Annotated in this window: 16 protein-coding genes and 1 pseudogene; 2 read left to right on the forward strand and 15 right to left on the reverse strand. The window is 65.0% G+C overall.

The window, feature by feature from the left end:
* Positions 1 to 209 precede the first annotated feature (209 nt).
* The 12 genes and pseudogenes from RF638_RS15290 to RF638_RS15345 all read right to left on the reverse strand — a co-directional run bounded on the left by RF638_RS15290 (position 210) and on the right by RF638_RS15345 (position 13250).
* Positions 210 to 584 (reverse strand): rhodanese-like domain-containing protein, encoded by a 375-nt coding sequence (locus RF638_RS15290; protein WP_368842371.1) that lies wholly within the window; start codon positions 582 to 584, stop codon positions 210 to 212.
* A gap of 358 nt (positions 585 to 942) precedes the next feature.
* A pseudogene (locus RF638_RS15295) lies at positions 943 to 1263 on the reverse strand (ThiF family adenylyltransferase); the annotation flags it as partial.
* 51 nt (positions 1264 to 1314) lie between these two features.
* Entirely contained in the window at positions 1315 to 1527 is a 213-nt protein-coding gene (locus RF638_RS15300) for a hypothetical protein (RefSeq protein ID WP_368842372.1), read from the reverse strand.
* A 366-nt stretch (positions 1528 to 1893) separates the two neighbouring features.
* Positions 1894 to 3006 carry a GTP 3',8-cyclase MoaA gene (gene moaA, locus RF638_RS15305; protein ID WP_368842373.1) on the reverse strand — a complete coding sequence of 371 codons (1113 nt, stop codon included), beginning with the start codon at positions 3004 to 3006 and terminating at the stop codon, positions 1894 to 1896.
* Positions 3003 to 3494 carry an acyl-CoA thioesterase gene (locus tag RF638_RS15310; protein ID WP_368842374.1) on the reverse strand — a complete coding sequence of 164 codons (492 nt, stop codon included), beginning with the start codon at positions 3492 to 3494 and terminating at the stop codon, positions 3003 to 3005. Before RF638_RS15310 ends, moaA begins: the two co-directional genes overlap by 4 nt.
* Positions 3495 to 3606: 112 nt before the next feature.
* On the reverse strand, positions 3607 to 4740 hold the full coding sequence (locus RF638_RS15315) for an XdhC family protein (protein ID WP_368842375.1): 1134 nt from the start codon (positions 4738 to 4740) through the stop codon (positions 3607 to 3609).
* A gap of 76 nt (positions 4741 to 4816) precedes the next feature.
* The gene (locus RF638_RS15320; RefSeq protein ID WP_368842376.1) at positions 4817 to 6157 is read right to left on the reverse strand and encodes a benzoate/H(+) symporter BenE family transporter; all 1341 of its coding nucleotides are present in this window, start codon (positions 6155 to 6157) and stop codon (positions 4817 to 4819) included.
* 14 nt (positions 6158 to 6171) lie between these two features.
* A complete protein-coding gene (locus RF638_RS15325) occupies positions 6172 to 7767 on the reverse strand; it encodes a class I adenylate-forming enzyme family protein (protein WP_368842377.1) in 1596 nt (531 codons plus the stop codon).
* Positions 7768 to 7770: 3 nt separating this feature from the next.
* On the reverse strand, positions 7771 to 9027 hold the full coding sequence (locus tag RF638_RS15330) for a 2Fe-2S iron-sulfur cluster-binding protein (RefSeq protein ID WP_368842378.1): 1257 nt from the start codon (positions 9025 to 9027) through the stop codon (positions 7771 to 7773).
* Complete coding sequence (locus RF638_RS15335) at positions 9024 to 9932, reverse strand: xanthine dehydrogenase family protein subunit M (RefSeq protein WP_368842379.1); 909 nt, start codon at positions 9930 to 9932, stop codon at positions 9024 to 9026. The genes RF638_RS15330 and RF638_RS15335 overlap by 4 nt, the downstream gene beginning before the upstream one ends.
* Before the next feature lies 1 nt (position 9933).
* On the reverse strand, positions 9934 to 10713 hold the full coding sequence (locus RF638_RS15340; protein ID WP_206391265.1) for an enoyl-CoA hydratase/isomerase family protein: 780 nt from the start codon (positions 10711 to 10713) through the stop codon (positions 9934 to 9936).
* 53 nt (positions 10714 to 10766) lie between these two features.
* A complete protein-coding gene (locus tag RF638_RS15345; protein WP_368842380.1) occupies positions 10767 to 13250 on the reverse strand; it encodes a xanthine dehydrogenase family protein molybdopterin-binding subunit in 2484 nt (827 codons plus the stop codon).
* 68 nt (positions 13251 to 13318) lie between these two features.
* On the opposite strand from RF638_RS15345, the gene RF638_RS15350 reads away from it, so the two are divergent.
* Positions 13319 to 13906 (forward strand): PadR family transcriptional regulator, encoded by a 588-nt coding sequence (locus RF638_RS15350; protein ID WP_368842381.1) that lies wholly within the window; start codon positions 13319 to 13321, stop codon positions 13904 to 13906.
* Positions 13854 to 14681, forward strand: a complete 828-nt coding sequence (locus RF638_RS15355) for an alpha/beta fold hydrolase (RefSeq protein WP_368842382.1) — start codon at positions 13854 to 13856, stop codon at positions 14679 to 14681. Before RF638_RS15350 ends, RF638_RS15355 begins: the two co-directional genes overlap by 53 nt.
* 76 nt (positions 14682 to 14757) lie before the next feature.
* Here the strand turns inward: RF638_RS15355 and RF638_RS15360 are convergent, their stop codons facing one another.
* From RF638_RS15360 to RF638_RS15370, 3 genes are all read right to left on the reverse strand, one after another.
* Positions 14758 to 15303 carry an NTP transferase domain-containing protein gene (locus RF638_RS15360; protein ID WP_368842383.1) on the reverse strand — a complete coding sequence of 182 codons (546 nt, stop codon included), beginning with the start codon at positions 15301 to 15303 and terminating at the stop codon, positions 14758 to 14760.
* Positions 15304 to 15427: 124 nt separating this feature from the next.
* Positions 15428 to 15880, reverse strand: a complete 453-nt coding sequence (locus tag RF638_RS15365) for a MaoC family dehydratase (RefSeq protein ID WP_368842384.1) — start codon at positions 15878 to 15880, stop codon at positions 15428 to 15430.
* Positions 15881 to 16027: 147 nt separating this feature from the next.
* The coding region (locus RF638_RS15370; RefSeq protein WP_368842385.1) for an integrase core domain-containing protein at positions 16028 to 16159 on the reverse strand (132 nt) is incomplete at its 5' end.

A 16159-nucleotide genomic window follows, 5' to 3' on the forward strand; every position in this document is an offset into this window, starting at 1 on the left:
CATGCCGGGGCCGGCTGGTTACCTACGCCTTCATCCTCCCGGACACCGGCGTCATGAAAAAGGTAACGGGGTGGAAGTCCTTGATGCCACCGATGAGAGAGTGGAGGGCAGGCTCACCACTGACCACTGGGGGACCGGTGAGATACACCCGAGGAGAAAGCTCATCAGGGTATGAGTCCCCCGACGCCATTGATGGTGCCTTTCACCGATCAGGGTATCGGCTGCTCGTCGAGAGTGCTGTGCCGGACATGAGGGGCCAGAGTATGGAACGTGGGACGGGTCCATCTGCGCGCTCCACGCCAGCACCCCGCCCTCGAGGTGCGCGATGGCGGTGCGGCCCGCGGCGCGCAGGAGGTGCAGGGCCCCTCGGAGCGCGCCCCGGCCTTGCAGTGCAGCACCACCCGGCGGCCCGGGGCGATCCGGGCGAGAGCCTCCCAGGACTCGAACCGGTCCAGGGGCAGTAACCATGCGCCGGGGATCGACGCGAGCCGGGCCTCGTAGGGCTCTCGGACGTCGACGAGCTCGAAGTCCGTCCCGCCGCGCTCCCGGGCCGCCAGCAAATCCGCGAGCTCGGGGGCTGTCACGGTGGGGACGCCTCCCGGCAGCGGGCCGGCGCCCGGCAGGCGGGGGCGGTCCCGCCGACCGCCGCCAGGGCGGTCACGGGAGCACGGCCCGGCGTGGGCGCCAGCGGGATCTCCCACCAGCGTGCCGAGAGGGCGTCGTAGGTGGCGACCCGGCCGAGCATCGTAGTGCCGATCCCCGTGACCAGCTTGACGGCCTCGACCGCCATGGCGGTGCCCAGCAGGCCCGGCAGCACGCCGAGTACCCCGGCCTCGGCGCAGTTGGGCACCGTGCCCGGCGCCGAGGGCGCGGGGTAGAGGTCGCGGTGGTGGGCCCGTGCGCGCCCCAGAACACCGAGTACTGGCCGTCGAAGCGCAGAATCGAGCCCCACACGTGCGGGACACCGGCCAGCTCGCACGCGTCGGAGACGAGGTAACGGGTCTCGAAGTTGTCCGTGCCGCCCAGGACGAGGTCGTACCCGGCGAGGACCTCCAGCGCATTGTCCGCGGTGACCCGCTCGCGGTTCTCCACGACGCGCACCAGCGGATTGAGGTCGGCGATCCGCGCGGCGACCGAGGCAGTCTTGGGCGCGCCCAGGGCGGTCCCCCCGTGGATCACCTGGCGCTGCAGGTTGGAGGCGTCCACGGCGTCGTCGTCGACGACTCCGAGGGTCCCGACGCCCGCGGCGGCGAGGTAGAGCAGCGTCGGTGAGCTGCGCGGCGGGCTCGACGAGTGGGGCGAGGTCCACGGCGCTCAGGCGTCCAGTCCGACCCACTCGGTGGAGCCGTCCGCGAAGGACTGCTCCTTCCAGATGGGCACCTCGGTCTTGATCCGGTCCACGAGCGCGTCGCAGGCGGCGAACGCGAGCCTGCGGTGGGCGGCGGCCCGCGCATGGTCCAGCGGCGCGTCGGTGACGAACGCGCCGACCACCGCGGTCCGCGCCTGGACTGGTCCGGGTGTGCTCATCGATCGGTCTCATTGCGCGATCCGTGATCCAAATATTTCACGACAGGATCCGCCGACGAAGATCACGGCGTGCAGGCCGGGACGGGCCACAGGGTCAGCCGCCGGAGAAGGGACGCAGCACGTCCAGGGTCGCCTCCGGGGGGATCTGGGCGGCGGGGTCGGGGCAGGCCACCCCGTCGAGCAGGAAGCTGGAGCGGGCCAGCACTTGCGTCAGCAATGGCTGGCCCGGCGGCGGCTCGCGATGGTGCAGGGCGAGCCGTTGCCCAACCTCCCTGCGCGACAGCGCACCCGTCCCGAGGTCCAGGTCCTAGGCGTGAGTGCCAGCGGCCGCTCGGGCCGCGGCGAAGTAGCGGATCCGCATCTCTGTCAGCCCCCGATCGCGCTCATCGAGCGCTCCGGCTGGACGTAGTCAGCGGAGTCCAGGCCGGCCCGGTCCATCCCGTGCGCGGTGGGCTTGGCCCACATCGCGGCCCGCCACGTCTCGGCGATCTCGGCGTCCGCGGCCCCGGCGCGCAACAGGGGCAGCAGGTCGACCTCCTCGTGGGAGAACAGGCAAGACCGCACCCGGCCCTCGGCGGTGATCCGGGTCCGCTTGCAGTCGGCGCAGAACGGCTCGGTCACCGAGGCGATGACGCCCACGGTGCCCAATGGACCGGGCTCCCCCCCCGGGCCCTGCCCGGGGCCCGGGAGCGGGCGGACGTCCCACAGCTGAGCCGGGGCGCCGTTGCGCGGGTCGGGGTGCGGGTCGAGCCGGAAGCGGGTGCTCAAGGCGGCGCGGATCTCGGCGGCGGCGACCATGTTCTCGCGCGTCCAGCCATGGTCAGCGTCCAGGGGCATCTGCTCGATGAAGCGCAGCGCGAACCCGTGTTGAAGTGCCCAGGCAAGCAGATCGGGGGCCTCGTGGTCGTTGACCCCGCGCATCAGCACGGCGTTGATCTTCACCGGGGTCAGCCCGGCGGCGGCGGCGGCCTCGGCCCCGGCCAGGACGTCGGCGAGCCGGTCCCGGCGAGCCAACTGCTTGAAAGTCTCGGCGCACAGGCTGTCCAAAGAGACGTTGATCCGGCTCAGCCCCGCCTCGGCCAGAGCGGCCGCCCGTCCGGCCAGGCCGATCCCGTTGGTTGTGAGCGAAATCGGCAGGTCCGGATGCCCGGCGCGCACGGCGGCCACGACCTCCTCGAGGTCGGCCCGGACCAAGGGCTCGCCCCCGGTCAGGCGCAGCTCGGCGATGCCGAACCGGGACACCCCGATGTCCACGATCCGGCCGATCTCGGCCGGGCTCATCAGCTGGGCCGCGGGCAACCAAGGCAGTCCGGCCGCGGGCATGCAATAGGTGCAACGCAGGTTGCACTTGTCGATCACCGACAGGCGCAGGTCAGTGGCCCGACGGCCGTGGCGGTCCACCAGCCCCGCACCGACCGGTGCCGGGCTGGGTGCCGGCCCGCCGCTGCGGACCCGGGGCAGACCCAAGGAAACGCTCATGTCACCGCCTCAGTGAACTCATCCGGCGTATCGGGTCCCCGCCCGCCGCGATCATCGGGGGCGTATTCGCTGGACTCCGATCCGTGAGCGGAGGCGACCTGGTGTGCTTCTTTTTCCAAGCCTTTACGCAACCAAGCTGGCAACGGTGCCGGCTTGCCCGCGGCATCGACGTGCACCGCTGTGTGGCGGCCTTCCACACAGAGCACGCCACCGGAGCGCACTTCCCAGACGAAGGTCACGGAGGTCCTCCCGACGCAATCGACCCAGAGCAGGACCTCGAACTCGTCGTCGAAAACCAGCGCGGAGTGGTAGGTAGCCTCCACCGATCGACGCGGGAAGACAGCCGCCTCGAAGCCTGGCCGGATGCGCCGAAAGAGTGAGTGCTCGACTATCTCTGCCCACCGGAATGCTGCTGTGTGGTGGATCCGTCCGCCCGCGTCGGTGTCGACCCAGGCCACCCGTCCCCGGTACGAGCTCTGCGTGGTCACTCTTCGTTGCTCCACCTGCAATTCTTCCTCTCTTACTCCTGAAGGCCGTGATGATCCGTGGATGAATCGTCCCCGCCAGATTCAGGCTCGTTCCCGCAGGTGCCGATGGCCACTATCGCGGTTGATGTTGCATGAGGGCTGGTTGCTGCTGTGATCGGCTCGAAGTCGGACGATGGATCGAAGTGGTCAACTCGGCCAGGGGTCGGCCGGTCGCCCCTGTGCGTTGGGCGATGATTTCGGCACCGATGGAGATTGCGGTCTCTTCGGCGGTGCGCGCCCCAAGGTCCAACCCGATGGGAGAGGACAGGCGTAAAAGCTGATCTTCGGTGATGCCCTGCTCGCGTAGCCGTTGATGGCGGTTGGCGTGTGTGCGTCGGCTGCCCATCACTCCGATGTAGGCGGCATCCGAATTCAAAGCTTCCTTCAGGACGGGGACGTCGAACTTGGGGTCATGGGTCAGTACACAAATGACCGTTCGTGAGTCGACGTCCACCTTTGCAAGGTACTTGTGCGGCCAGTCGACTACGACGTCGTCCGCTTCGGAAAACCGTGCCTTAGTGGCGAACAGCGATCGGGCGTCGCAGACCGTGACGCGGTAGCCCATAAATGAACCAAGTCGGGCCAGTGCTGCGGCGAAATCGATGGCGCCGAAGATCAGCATGCGCGGCGGCGACGTGAAGGACTCGACGAACAACGCCACATCTTCTTTGCGACGCTCCCCGTCGCGACCGAGGTGAACCAGGCTGTTTGTGCCGTGCTCTAATAGGCCCAGTGCGTCGGTCACCACAGCTTGGTCTAGGGCGGAGTTGCCGGTTGAGCCATATTGCTCACCATTGATGACCAGTATCTGAGCCCCGATGCTCGGACCCTCAACAATCGTAGTCACCGCCGCCGGCTTACCTTCTTCGACAGCAGCCGCCAGCCGATCCAGAGCATGTTTTTCGGGGTCAATCCTGTGGATGAAGACCTCTAGAGTGCCACCACAGGTGAGCCCGATCTCGAAGGCCTCGTCGTCGCTAACCCCATAGCGCACCAGCGCCGGGGTTCCTGTCGTCAGGGTCTCCTGGCAACGCAGATACAGGTCCCCCTCCACACAACCGCCGGATACGCTGCCGACCACTTCTCCTGCGACGTTGACCGCCATGGCGGCACCGGGGGCGCGCGGTGAGGATTTCCAGGTGCGGACCACCGTCGCCACTGCGAAGGGCTCGGCCCAGTGCCGGATGTCGTTCAGGATTTCGCGCATTGCAACCCTCTTCTCGTTCCGACGACGTATGGTCGCTGTGCGGCCTGCTTGCGTGGTCTCATCCGGACCGGCGTCCTCACGACTGGTTTTCCACGCGAGGCGAGGCCTCAGCTGCCGGAGGAACATCGGCCATATCCATGGCATTGATTTCTTCGCGGAAGCGGAAGTCCTTCGTTTCGAGCATCAATGAGGCGAGCACCCCGCCGACCAGCGCCCAAAAGGGGGCAGAGATACCGAACAGGGTTACGCCGCTCATCGCGATGACGAGAGCCACGAACGCTCCGAGCTGGAATCGTCTTTCACTGAAGCTTGATTGGAACGCCGAGAGGAGCACCCCGATCATGGCCAGGCCGGCCAGAGTGGCGGTTAATTCCTTTGGCAGAGCGGTCACGAGGGCCACCGCAATCCCTGCGAAGATGCCGAAGAGACCGAAAATAATGCCATTGACAACCGTGGCAGCGTAACGCCCGGCCTTGTTCTCACCGGCCTGGTCGGAGGCACAGATCGCGGTCATCGGCCCGGCGATGTTCGCGTTGTGCCCCCCGAAGAGCGGGGCGAGGAGCCCACCGATACCGCTCACGATGGTCATGGCATTGAACGGCGGACGGTAGCGCTCCGCCATTAGCACGCCCATCGCCTGGGTGTTCTCCGCACCGATGACCAGAAGGGCCAGGGGCACTCCCACCGCCAGGATCGCCCCGATGTTGAATGCGGGCGCCACCAATTCAGGCACGATCAGACCCAAATCACCTTCGATGGCCCCGAAGGAGCCGGTGACTGCCGCCGCGACGCCGCCGATCACCAGAGCTCCCAGCACACCGGGAATCGCTTTGATGAAACGGGACAGGAGGATGTAACCCACGATCGCCGCACCAACGATGATGGGCGCGCTCAGCAGCGAGTCGACGACGCCGATGCCGAAGCGGATGAGGGCCCCTGCAATCATGGCCATCACGATGGGGAATGGAATCCAGGTAATGACTTTGCGCACCACTCCCGTCAGTCCAAGGATCAAAACGATCAGGCCAGCGGCAAGGTAGGCCCCTATCATTTCTGCGAACGTGAATCCCTGCAGTGCTCCGACGACGAGGACCGCGCCCGGTATGCTGTATGCCCCTGTCACAGGTTGCTGGTAGTACAGCGCCATCAATAGGCTGATCAATCCGCCGAAGACATAGATTCCGAAGATCCACGACGCGGTTTGGACAGGGGTGAGGCCAGCCTCCTGGGCGCCGTTGATCACGATGAGGGCGGGTCCGGTACAACCGAAGATGGCAGCCACTAGGCCGGCGCCGATCGTGGCGGGGTTGAGGTGCTTGGGCAGGGCACGAAGGCCGGAGCGGAAACCGGGGCCGCGCTCGATGAGCGGCTTCCCCTTGTCAGTTGAAGGTGCCTTTGGGCTGTGGGACGTGGCCATTTGCGGTCTCCCTGTTACTCTGTCTCGGTAGGCGGGCGGCCGGAAGTGGCATCATTGCCGGTACCGCCCTTGAGGGTGTACTCGCCAGCGACCAGCTTCCGGCGAAGAATCTTCCCAACGGGGCTCTTAGGGATCGAAGCGATCACGAGAACGCGTTTGGGGCGCTTGTACTGGGAGAGAGGGGCCTCGGTACGGGTCCATTCAAGGATGCGTTCGGCGAAGGTCTGGGGGTCCTCGTTCTCCTGCTCGGGGACGATAAAGGCAGTCACGGCCTGGCCCCATTTCTCGTCCTTGAGTCCCACGACCGAGACTTCGGCGATGTCGGGGTGGCTGCTCAGAATGTCTTCGACCTCGATGGGATGCACGTTTTCCCCGCCCGTGATGATCATGTCGTCGACACGGCCGTCTACCCAGAGATCGCCGTCGTCGTCGAGGTGACCGAGGTCGCCGGTGTGGTACCAACGTTCGTCACGTATCGCCTTGGCGTCCGCGTCGGCTCGGCGCCAATAACCGGCGAATGCGTCATCGGAATCCAGGGAAACAGCGATCTCGCCAACTACACCCGGCCGAAGAGGCTCATGTGAAGCCGTAGGCTCTGGGTCAACGACTCGTAGGCGGGAGAGCATTCCGGCTCGTCCGGCGCTGCCCGGTTTCCGGGAGGCCCTTTCCTCGATGGCGAAGGTGTAGACCTCGCTCGAGCCGTAGTGGTTCACGAAGACTTCTGGGCGGATCTCCTGTTCGAGCTTCTGGCACAGAGTGGAGGTCATGGCAGCCCCGGCAAAGGCGAGCTTGCGCACCGTGGGAGCCACCCGTTCCAGCTTGCCGGTTTGGGCTAGAGCCCAAAAGGCCGTCGGCACCAGGTAGAGTGCGGTGATACCTTCCGTTTCGATCAGTTCAACGGCACGTTCGGGGTTGTATACGGGCATTTCGACGAACTTCCCTCCGACGACGACCATCGACAGAAGGGAGCGCAGACCCATGGTGTGGTACATCGGCATCGCTCCGAGCGTGGATTCCCCGGAGGCGTACTGGGCCTGCATGACGTGGGCGACTGAAGCGGCAAACTCGTTGCGCTGAGTGCGCGGAACGCCTTTCGGCTTGCCGGTGGTCCCTGAGGTGTAGAGCATGACGCTGGGATCGGATTCGCTCACGGTGACGCCGGGGGCTGTGGCCTCGGCCTCCGCGACGAGGGTCTCGAAGTCCGTCGCGCCGTCCACGGGGTTCTCCCCGGCGTGCAGGAGAGTGGCGCTGGTGGACGTCATCTGCAGGGCCTCCCGGGTCACGGCGGCGGCCACGTCGTCGCTGACCACGACGGTAGGCTCTGCGTTCTCCAGGCAGTAGGCCAGTTCCGGGGCCGAGAGCCGGATGTTGAGCGGGGTGGACATGACGCCCAGCTTCTGCATGGCCAGGTGAGTTGACGCCATGACCTCGGAGTTGCTCAGTAAGGTCGCGACACGGTCTCCCGGCTTCACACCCAGGGCGAGCATCGCATTGGCAATGCGATTGGTCCGTTCGTCCCATTCCGGGTAGGTCAGCCGGCGAGATCCGGCGACGGCGATCCGTTCGGGAAATCTCTCCGCTGTCCACGTCAGCGTTCGTCCGATCTCCATTGGTCAGTCCTTCCTTTTAATGCGTTGCGTAATCGCGCGGGCTCGGGAGTTGATGAGCCTGATGGTCATCCGGAACGCGCTGGGCGGGGCGCCACCGACCACAGGTTCTTCACCACGGGCGGTGGCATCGAGAGCGGCGGTAAATTGGCTGAACATGTCCTTGCTGACGTCATCAGCCAGCGATCTGCCGAACTGGGCGATACGGCCGGTCATGTGCATCTCGGCATGCGCACGAATGACGCTGCCCTCCCCCGACGGGTCAACCTTGAGATGAACGGTGCCCTGTACGGTGCCGCCACTGGGATCGTCGGCCTGCGCGAGTGCCCGCAGAGAATGGGAGACCGGGTCCCGCTCGACAACGTGGATATCGCCGAGGAACGAGAGCTTAACTGGCCCCAAGGCGACCTGGATGCGTCCCTGGTACTTGTCGTCGCCGAAGTCGGCGACCAGTTCGGCACCGGGCAGGCAACGAACCATCCGCTCGGTGTCGTCGATGACGACCCATAGTTCGTCGACGCCAGCGGTGACCTCGCTGGTCACGTCAATGGTCACCGTAGGTTCGCTTTGCGGCACATGAATTTCTCCGGGACCTGTGGCTGCGGCAAGCTCCTGGTCACCGTCGGCAGCGGAACGGCCGCCAGTGGAGGCGCGCGGCAGCAATGCCGCCTCGGCGCAATTGCGGGGTGCCGGGATGCCGTCGGGATAGCTGTCGGAGACGTCTGCGACGGCGTCCATGATGTGGCGGTAGCCCGTGCAGCGGCACAGGACCCCGGACATCTGCTCTGGCAGCTCCTCAGCGGCGATCCCGGGCTCGTGCTTGAGCAGGTCGTAGGAGCTCATGAGCATCCCCGGTGTGCAGAAACCGCACTGCAGAGCATGGTGGTCGGAGAAGGACGATTGCAGCGGATGGAGATCATCCTGCTTGCCCAGCCCCTCAACGGTGAGGATCTCAGCCCCTTCCATTTGGCATGCCAGGAGCAGGCATGCTCGGGCGGCGTCTCCGTCGACGACCACGGTGCACATGCCGCAGACCCCGTGTTCACAACCAATGTGCGTGCCCGTCAGGCCGAGGTGGTCGCGCAGGGCATCCGAAAGCGTGACCCGTGGTGCCACGTCGACCGTGGCCGGCCTGCCGTTGACGGTAAAGGACACGGTGACCGTCTCGTCGGCGGCAACCCGGAGGGTGGTGTCCTCCGACTGGGAACCGCGGTGGGGTGTGATGGTCCGTCTAAGCGAGGTGGCGATGGATTTAATGCTCATGTCTGTGTCCCTTTCAGGCTCGAGCGGTAGGCCCGTGCGAGTTCTCGGGCGGCGAGAACCCGTACGAGACGGCGGCGGTACGCGGGCGTGCCGTGTGAGTCACCGGCCGTCGTGACGACGTCCTCAGCCATGGAATCGGCCGGTCCTTCCAGCGCCTTGGCCAGATCTGTGACGGAGGCTGCGGGGTCGCCCAAGGTGTCGACGGCCTGCTGCAGGGATCCGCGAAGGTCTCGTAGCTGGGGCCGGTCGGACACGCCGAACGACGTGATGACAGCTTCCTGTACCGTGCCGGAACTCGTCCGCACGCGAGCGGCGACTCCGGCGATGGCGTAGTCACCGTGCCGTCGGGCGATCTCAGCGAACCCGTATCCTTCGTCGGGGCGGGCGACCGGAAAGGTCACAGAAGTGACGATGTCGGCCGGTCCGGCTACCGTGGCCATCGCTCCGGTGAAGAAGTCCGCAGCATTCACCTGCCGGTCCCCTTTGGGCCCCTTGACCTGAAGGGTGGCGCCGAGGGACAGGGCGACCGCCGGCATCTCCGCAGAGGGATCGGCGTGGGCGAGGCTACCGCACACGGTCCCCCGGCTCCGGATCTCCCGGTGGCCAACCCACGGCAGGGCGAGCCCGAGCAGCGGCACGAGCTGTGATGCCTCCCTCTGCACGCGGCGCTGGCGCACGGCCGCGCCCACTCGCAACTGCTGGCCGGTGACCTCCATCTGCGTGAGGTCCTCCACCCGGGTGATGTCCACCAGGATGCTGGGCCGGCCGAGCCTCATGGCGAGCACCGGCACAAGCGACTGGCCTCCGGCAATGACTTTACCGCTGCCCCCCTGAGCAGCCTGAAGCTCGCCGAGGGCGTCCTCCAGCCGCGTCGGACGAACGTAGGCGAAAGGTGCGGCTTTCACCTCAGCGGCCCTCGAATGTGGGGGCGCGCTTGTCGTCGAAAGCGGCGACGCCCTCGGCGAAGTCGTGGGTCGAGCGCAGCATGGCGTAGGACTTGCGCTCTAGCTCCACGCCGGTGGCCAGTGGGGCGTCAACGCCACGGTCGAGGACTTCCTTGGCCGTGCGCAGCGCGATGGCCGAGTAGCCGAGTAGGGTCTGGACCACGCGCTCTACCTCGTCGGCCAGGGCCTCGGCATCCTCCGAGACCGAGGCGACGAGCCCCCAGTCCAGAGCCTGCTGGGCGCTGATCCGGGAGGCGGTGAGTACGTGGTACTTCGCCCGGGACAGGCCGATCAGGCGGGCCAGCCGCTGGGTGCCGCCGCTTCCTGGCATCATGCCGAGCCGCATCTCCGGCAGGGCGAACTGTGTGCGGGTGGTCGCGAGGCGGATGTCCGTCGACAGGGCCATCTCGAAGCCCACACCGAAGCAGTACCCGTCCACCGCAGTGATCACCGGTTTGGGGGAGCGTGCTGGGGCGGTGACGTCTTGACCGAGGTCGGTCAGCTCGTAGGGCTCGACCTCCATGAACCCGCGGATGTCGCCACCGGAGGTGAAGTGCTCTCCCTCAGCCCGAATGACCACAACCTGGATCTGTCGGTCCGCGTCGATCTCCGCGAAACGCTCGGCCATCAATCGACGGGTCTCCATCGTGATGATGTTGAAGCGGCCGTGCGACAGTGTCAGGTTCGCGACCCGCCCGTCGTGACTGCGGTCCAACCGAATTTCTCCACCGGTGAGTGCCATAGTTCGATTTTCCTCTTCTGTGTTTCTGGGGGTTGTTATCGGGTATTGACGGACTAGTTCTGGGACGACAAGAGGCCGTGGATGACATTGCCGTGCAGGGGAAGGGACGTGATGTCCACGCCGTGCGGGGCCAGGGCATCAGCCACGGCGTTCGCCACCAGCACGGGGAAGCTCATACTGCTCCCCTCCCCGGCGCCCTTGGCACCGAGGCGAGTGAGCGGCGAGGGAGTCTCCAGGTGTTCGGTCACCAGCGGGAAGGTGGCCTCGGCCGAAGTGGGGACGAGGTAGTCCATAAACGTGGAGGTTGGCTGTCCCGCCTCGCTGTAGAACAACTCTTCGTACATGGCCCCGCCGAGGCCGTGGGCCATGGCTCCGTGTATTTGGCCCTCGAGCAGGACGGGATTGAGGACAGTCCCTGGGTCATGGACGGAGACAACCTTCTCGATGGTGATCTCGAAGGTCTCCGGGTCGATGCGCACAACGGCGAGTTCGACAACGAACCCATAGCAAAGCGAGGAGTTGATCTGGTCTGTTCTGGAGGCCGCAGTGGACTCCGGTGGGGTGAACGCGGCCTCCGCGTTAAGTTGGGCTTCGAAGGCATCCGGGAGCGACCCAGGGTCCCAGTGGATCAGGCCGGCCGCGTGGCGAAACAGCACGGAACGTTCTGGCTCGCCCTTCACCCGTACTTTGCCCTCGGCGAGTTCCAGCTGGGCGGGGTCCGCAGCGAGCAGGACGGAGGCGGCCACCTTGATCGTCGCAGCGATCCGATCGGTGGCCTCCACCAGTGCCGAGGTCAGTAGCGGGGAGAACCGTGAGGAGTAGCTTCCGGTCGTGATGGTCCACGGCGTCGTCGCGGTGTCCATGTCCACCTTGGGGACCACCTGTTCGAGCGGCAGACCGAGCTGGTCGGCGACGATCTGGCGGGCGACGGTTGCGTGGCCCTGCCCCTGGGGCACGGTCCCCAGCAACACGGATACGACCCCTTGGGGATCGACACTGACCCGCACGTGCTCGGTGGAACCGGACTTGTCCCGCCCTGCCACGCGCTCGTCCTGCGGAGTGGCCAGGGCGATGTAGCCAATGTTAGTGGCAGAGGGTTCGACGATGGCGGCGACCCCGATGCCCATGATCTCGCCGCGGTCCCGGGCAGCCCGTTGTTCCGCCCGCAGCGTCTCGTACTGGGCGCTCTCCGTGAGCATCGCAAAGGCTTTCTCATAATCGCCCGAATCGTAGATCCCGCCCGTGGGAGTGGCGTAGGGAAACGCTGAGGTCGGAACCAGATTTATCCGCCGGACCTCCAATGGGTCCTTCCCTACAGTGGATGCGACCTTGTCCATAAGTCGTTCCAGGCCAAAGTAAAGCTGCTGGCCTCCGAATCCACGGTTGAGGCCCGTCGGCATCTTGTTCGTCACCACGGCACGCGACCGCAGTCGCACGGCGTCAATCCGGTAGGCGCCGGTCATGTTGCCGAAACACCGGTAGAGCGTGGCCGGTTCCGGCGGGCGCAGATACGCGCCGACGTTCTCCTGAAAGTCCACGTCCAGCGCCTCCACGGAGCCGTCCTCGGAGACGGCGGCCTGGAAGCGCATGATCCGGTCGGATCCGGCAGAGCTCGAGAGCAGGTGCTCGATGCGATCCTCGGTCCAGCGCACCGGCCTGCCAGCATGCCGGCTGGCGAGGGCCATCAGGGCGATGTAGGGGTACATGCCGGACTTGATGCCGAAGCTGCCGCCGTTGTCCGCGGGGACGATGAGGCGCAGCTGCGCTGTGGTGATCCCGAGCGCACCGGCGAGGATGGGCACGATGGAGAAGGGCCCGTGGAAGTTCGCATAGGCCGTGATCTGGGGCCCAGTGGACTCGTCACGCCACTCGGCGATGACTGAATAGCACTCCATCGGTGTGGAGGAATAGCGCGGAAAGCGGTACTCCGCGCTGACCACGTGCTCGGCCCGGGCGAAGGCGTCGTCGACCGCGCCGAAGCTGAAGCTCCGGTCGCTAGCGACGTTGCTATCGGCCCCCTCGTGGAGCGTGACGCTGCCGGACTCCTCTGCCTTCTTCGTGTCGACCACCGCGGGGAGTACCTCGTAGTCCACCCTGACGAGCTCGGCGGCGTCTTCCGCCGTGTAGCGGTCGGTGGCAACGACGACCGCTACAGGCTCACCAACGTAGCGGACCCTGTCTGTGCCGGTCGGATAGTAGGGCATGTTCGTGCGCAGAGATAACGGAAAAGGCTTGAAGGTCTCGAGGACCTCTTCTGGCCCGATCACCGCCGCCACGCCAGGATGTGCTCTCGCCCGGTCGAGATCGACCTTGCGAATCTTGGCGTGAGCATGCGGACTGCGGACGATCGCCGCCACAAGCGTGCCGGGTAATGGGTCGAGGTCGTCGAGGAACCGGCCCTGTCCGGTGACAAGGGGAGGATCTTCGATCCGTGAGCCGCTTGCACGTCCAGTTGTTGAGGCGGGCATCCTGGTGAGCGGTTGAGTGACAGGGCGGACTGGGCCCTCGGCGGTGGCGTCCATGTAGACCCTTCCCATAGTACGGAATGTACCGTCTAAAACAGATGTCCTATTTGTGATATAGATCATAGGATACGATTGAGTGCATGTCAACGGACCGGCTGAGCATCACGTCCTACGTTGTTCTCGGACTCATCGCCATGCGTGGGCCCTCGACCTCCTACGACCTCAAACGCGCCATAAACCACTCCGTCGGCTTCTTCTGGCCTTTTCCTCATGCGCAGCTGTACTCAGAGCCCAAGCGCCTATCCCAGGCGGGCTTGCTCGATGTCAGTGCGGAGACAACCGGTCGACGCAGACAGACCTTCTCGATCACAGACAAGGGCATGAAAGCTCTCCGCCAATGGTTGGCCGAGCCGACCGCTGAGCAGATGCAGATCCGCGACATCGCCGAGCTGAAGCTGTTCTTCGCTGAACTCGCCACCGAGGAAGACGTTTTGGCCCTCGCACGGGAACAAGAGCTGCAGCATCGACACCGGATTGAGGTCTATGAGTCCATGCAGTCCCGCTTCTTGGGCCGGGACGACCTCGCCGCGCGGATGGTCCCGCTCCGCCTCGGCCTGGCAATGGAACACGCTGCTCTGCAGTTCTGGTCGGATTTGACCGAAGAGCTCGAGCTCCGTGCGGGGCAGGACCAAGGCCGCACGGGCACCGACAGAGAGATCGGAGCCTGACATCCCCACCGACGTAGACCTCCATGTAGAGACCCAGGGCAAGGGTCGGCCGGCGCTGCTCATCCATTCCGACGCCACCACCGGTCGTTCCGGGTGGCGCAAGCAGATCGCTCTCTCCGAACGCTGGCGACTCACCTTCCCGGACCGGCCCGGCTACGGGGCTAGTCCCTCGACACGCCGGGTGGACTTTGAACACGAGGCCGCGGTCTTCGAGCCCCTCCTCGAGTCCGGCAGCCACCTCGTTGGGCATTCCTACGGCGGCATCGTTGCCCTGTACCTCGCTGCGGCCGCGCCGCAACGCATCCTTTCGCTTACGGTCATCGAGCCGCCGGCCTTTGGCCTGACCGAAGCACCGGAGGCGGCCAAGCTACGCGCTGCGTTCCAGGAGCTCTGGGCGGATGGCCCGCGCGAGCCGTTCGAATTTTTCCGCCTCTTCGCAAGTCTTGTCGGCGAACGCCCATGGCCCCGGCCGCCCTTGCCACCGGCCATGGAGGCCGGAGTGCGGGCCCTCATGGGTGAGCGGGCGGTATGGGAAGCACGCCCTGATCTCGATGCACTGGCTCAAGCGCCTTTCCCCGTCCTTGTCGTCTCTGGCGGTCATGCACCCGGGTTCGAAACAGTCTGCGACGCAATCGCCAGCCGAACAAACGCTCAACGGGCTGTGATTCGAGGCGCCCAACATAGCGTTCCCCGCGTCGGCCAACCCTTCAATGATCTCCTTGAACAGTTTTGGCTGGACAGTGAAAAAACCACCCACAAGACTGAGAAACGGTAATACTGAGGAAAATCCGCTAGTCGTGCGCTTAGCCCTGATGTTGCATGGTACGATCCGGCACGCGGGCACCTTTCGCTCAGTCATTTATTGATTCCTGAGTGTCCACATCTTGGCCACTAGCAAGGTCCCCACACTCAACGGCCACCGTCGGATGTGCGCGAAGGTACGGTCCAGCACCGTCTTGATGCTGAATAGATTTGGTCAAAGCCGCGAGATGGCATCGTGGCACACTAACTGGATGGCCAGGCCTTCCGTTAAACACCGCTCGGGCAAGCTCGTCGCCACTGGACTGCAACACTCGCGATACAACAGCAGGGCCAATGCCAGGATAATCAACGAGATGGATGACAACGCGCTCGGGGTTCTCACCTATGTTAGCGAGACCGCAATGAAGAGAGACTCCAATTCCCCGAAACCAGTCTTCGCAGTGAATTTCCCGAGCCCCATCAGGCAAGTTCGGGCGAGCCGCCCCAGTGACAACGTAGACGGGACTGCAACCGCCCTCTCGCAAAGCTGCGACACTGTGTTCCAGCCATCCGGGTACGAGAATTTTCGGCATCCCGTAGCGTCGCCCCGCCCCAGCCGCCAAGAGCAGCCCAGTCGATCCGCCGCGCCCTTGCATTCTAGACTCCTTCCGCCAACAGCATGGAGAGCGCGCCGTATACTGCCAAATGCTCCGCTCTGCCGATCGCCTGGGCCCTATCGTTTCCCTGCGTGGCCAGTAAAGGGATGGGTTTCACCGCGGATCATGTGAGTTCTGGCTTTTTGAACACCAGAAGATTCGCGGTGGTGCGTTGCCGCGTCTTCCCCTCTTGATTGGTTGTGTTGTATGTCACGGTAGCGAATCCACGATCGGGTTGGGTTGCGGAAACTTTCACGCTTTCTACTGTCAGTTCGACGTGAAGGACGTCGCCCGCGCGTGTCGGCGAAGGCCACGCCACTTCCACGCTCGCGCCGATTATACCGGTCGCGATTGAGATCCCACTGGTTACCAGCAACCGCATCGTGATAGCAGCGGTGTGCCACCCACTCGCCGCCAGGCCCTCGAAAAAGGTATCGGCGGCAGCCTGGTCGCTGAGATGGAAAGGTTGAGGATCGAATTGCCGGGCAAAATTAACAATATCTTCGTGGGAAACTTCATATTTTTCCGTCTCGAATCGCGCGCCGACCTTGATGTCGTCAAGCCATAACTCATTCATAAAACCTCCAGAATGCTGTAACTCGTGGTTAACGGGGAGTGCCCCGAATATACTTGATCTTCTGACCTGCCCTATCGCTTGCGCGCGCCGTACGGTCTGAAGATCAGGTGGGGTTGGAAGGTGGGTCGTACCACAATACGCGAGTGACTAGGTGTAAGAGGGCGTGACGTTGTTGACACGGTCCGGGGTGCGTGAGGCCGGGGGCTGGTCGCCGCAGGCGGTATGGGGTCGGTGGTAATTGTAGTGATTGACCCAGACCGCCACCGCGGTGCGTCGGGC

It is taken from the genome of Kocuria sp. CPCC 205235 (assembly GCF_040980905.1).
In the GTDB taxonomy this organism is placed as follows: domain Bacteria; phylum Actinomycetota; class Actinomycetes; order Actinomycetales; family Micrococcaceae; genus Kocuria; species Kocuria carniphila.

Coding starts and splice junctions, on each gene's coding strand:
- RF638_RS15300 (WP_368842372.1), bottom strand. CDS start 1,527: ATGAGCACACCCGGACCAGTCCAGGCGCGGACCGCGGTGGTCGGCGCG.
- moaA (WP_368842373.1), bottom strand. CDS start 3,006: ATGAGCGTTTCCTTGGGTCTGCCCCGGGTCCGCAGCGGCGGGCCGGCA.
- RF638_RS15315 (WP_368842375.1), bottom strand. CDS start 4,740: ATGCGCGAAATCCTGAACGACATCCGGCACTGGGCCGAGCCCTTCGCA.
- RF638_RS15320 (WP_368842376.1), bottom strand. CDS start 6,157: ATGGCCACGTCCCACAGCCCAAAGGCACCTTCAACTGACAAGGGGAAG.
- RF638_RS15325 (WP_368842377.1), bottom strand. CDS start 7,767: ATGGAGATCGGACGAACGCTGACGTGGACAGCGGAGAGATTTCCCGAA.
- RF638_RS15330 (WP_368842378.1), bottom strand. CDS start 9,027: ATGAGCATTAAATCCATCGCCACCTCGCTTAGACGGACCATCACACCC.
- RF638_RS15340 (WP_206391265.1), bottom strand. CDS start 10,713: ATGGCACTCACCGGTGGAGAAATTCGGTTGGACCGCAGTCACGACGGG.
- RF638_RS15345 (WP_368842380.1), bottom strand. CDS start 13,250: ATGGGAAGGGTCTACATGGACGCCACCGCCGAGGGCCCAGTCCGCCCT.
- RF638_RS15350 (WP_368842381.1), top strand. CDS start 13,319: ATGTCAACGGACCGGCTGAGCATCACGTCCTACGTTGTTCTCGGACTC.
- RF638_RS15360 (WP_368842383.1), bottom strand. CDS start 15,303: ATGCAAGGGCGCGGCGGATCGACTGGGCTGCTCTTGGCGGCTGGGGCG.
- RF638_RS15365 (WP_368842384.1), bottom strand. CDS start 15,880: ATGAATGAGTTATGGCTTGACGACATCAAGGTCGGCGCGCGATTCGAG.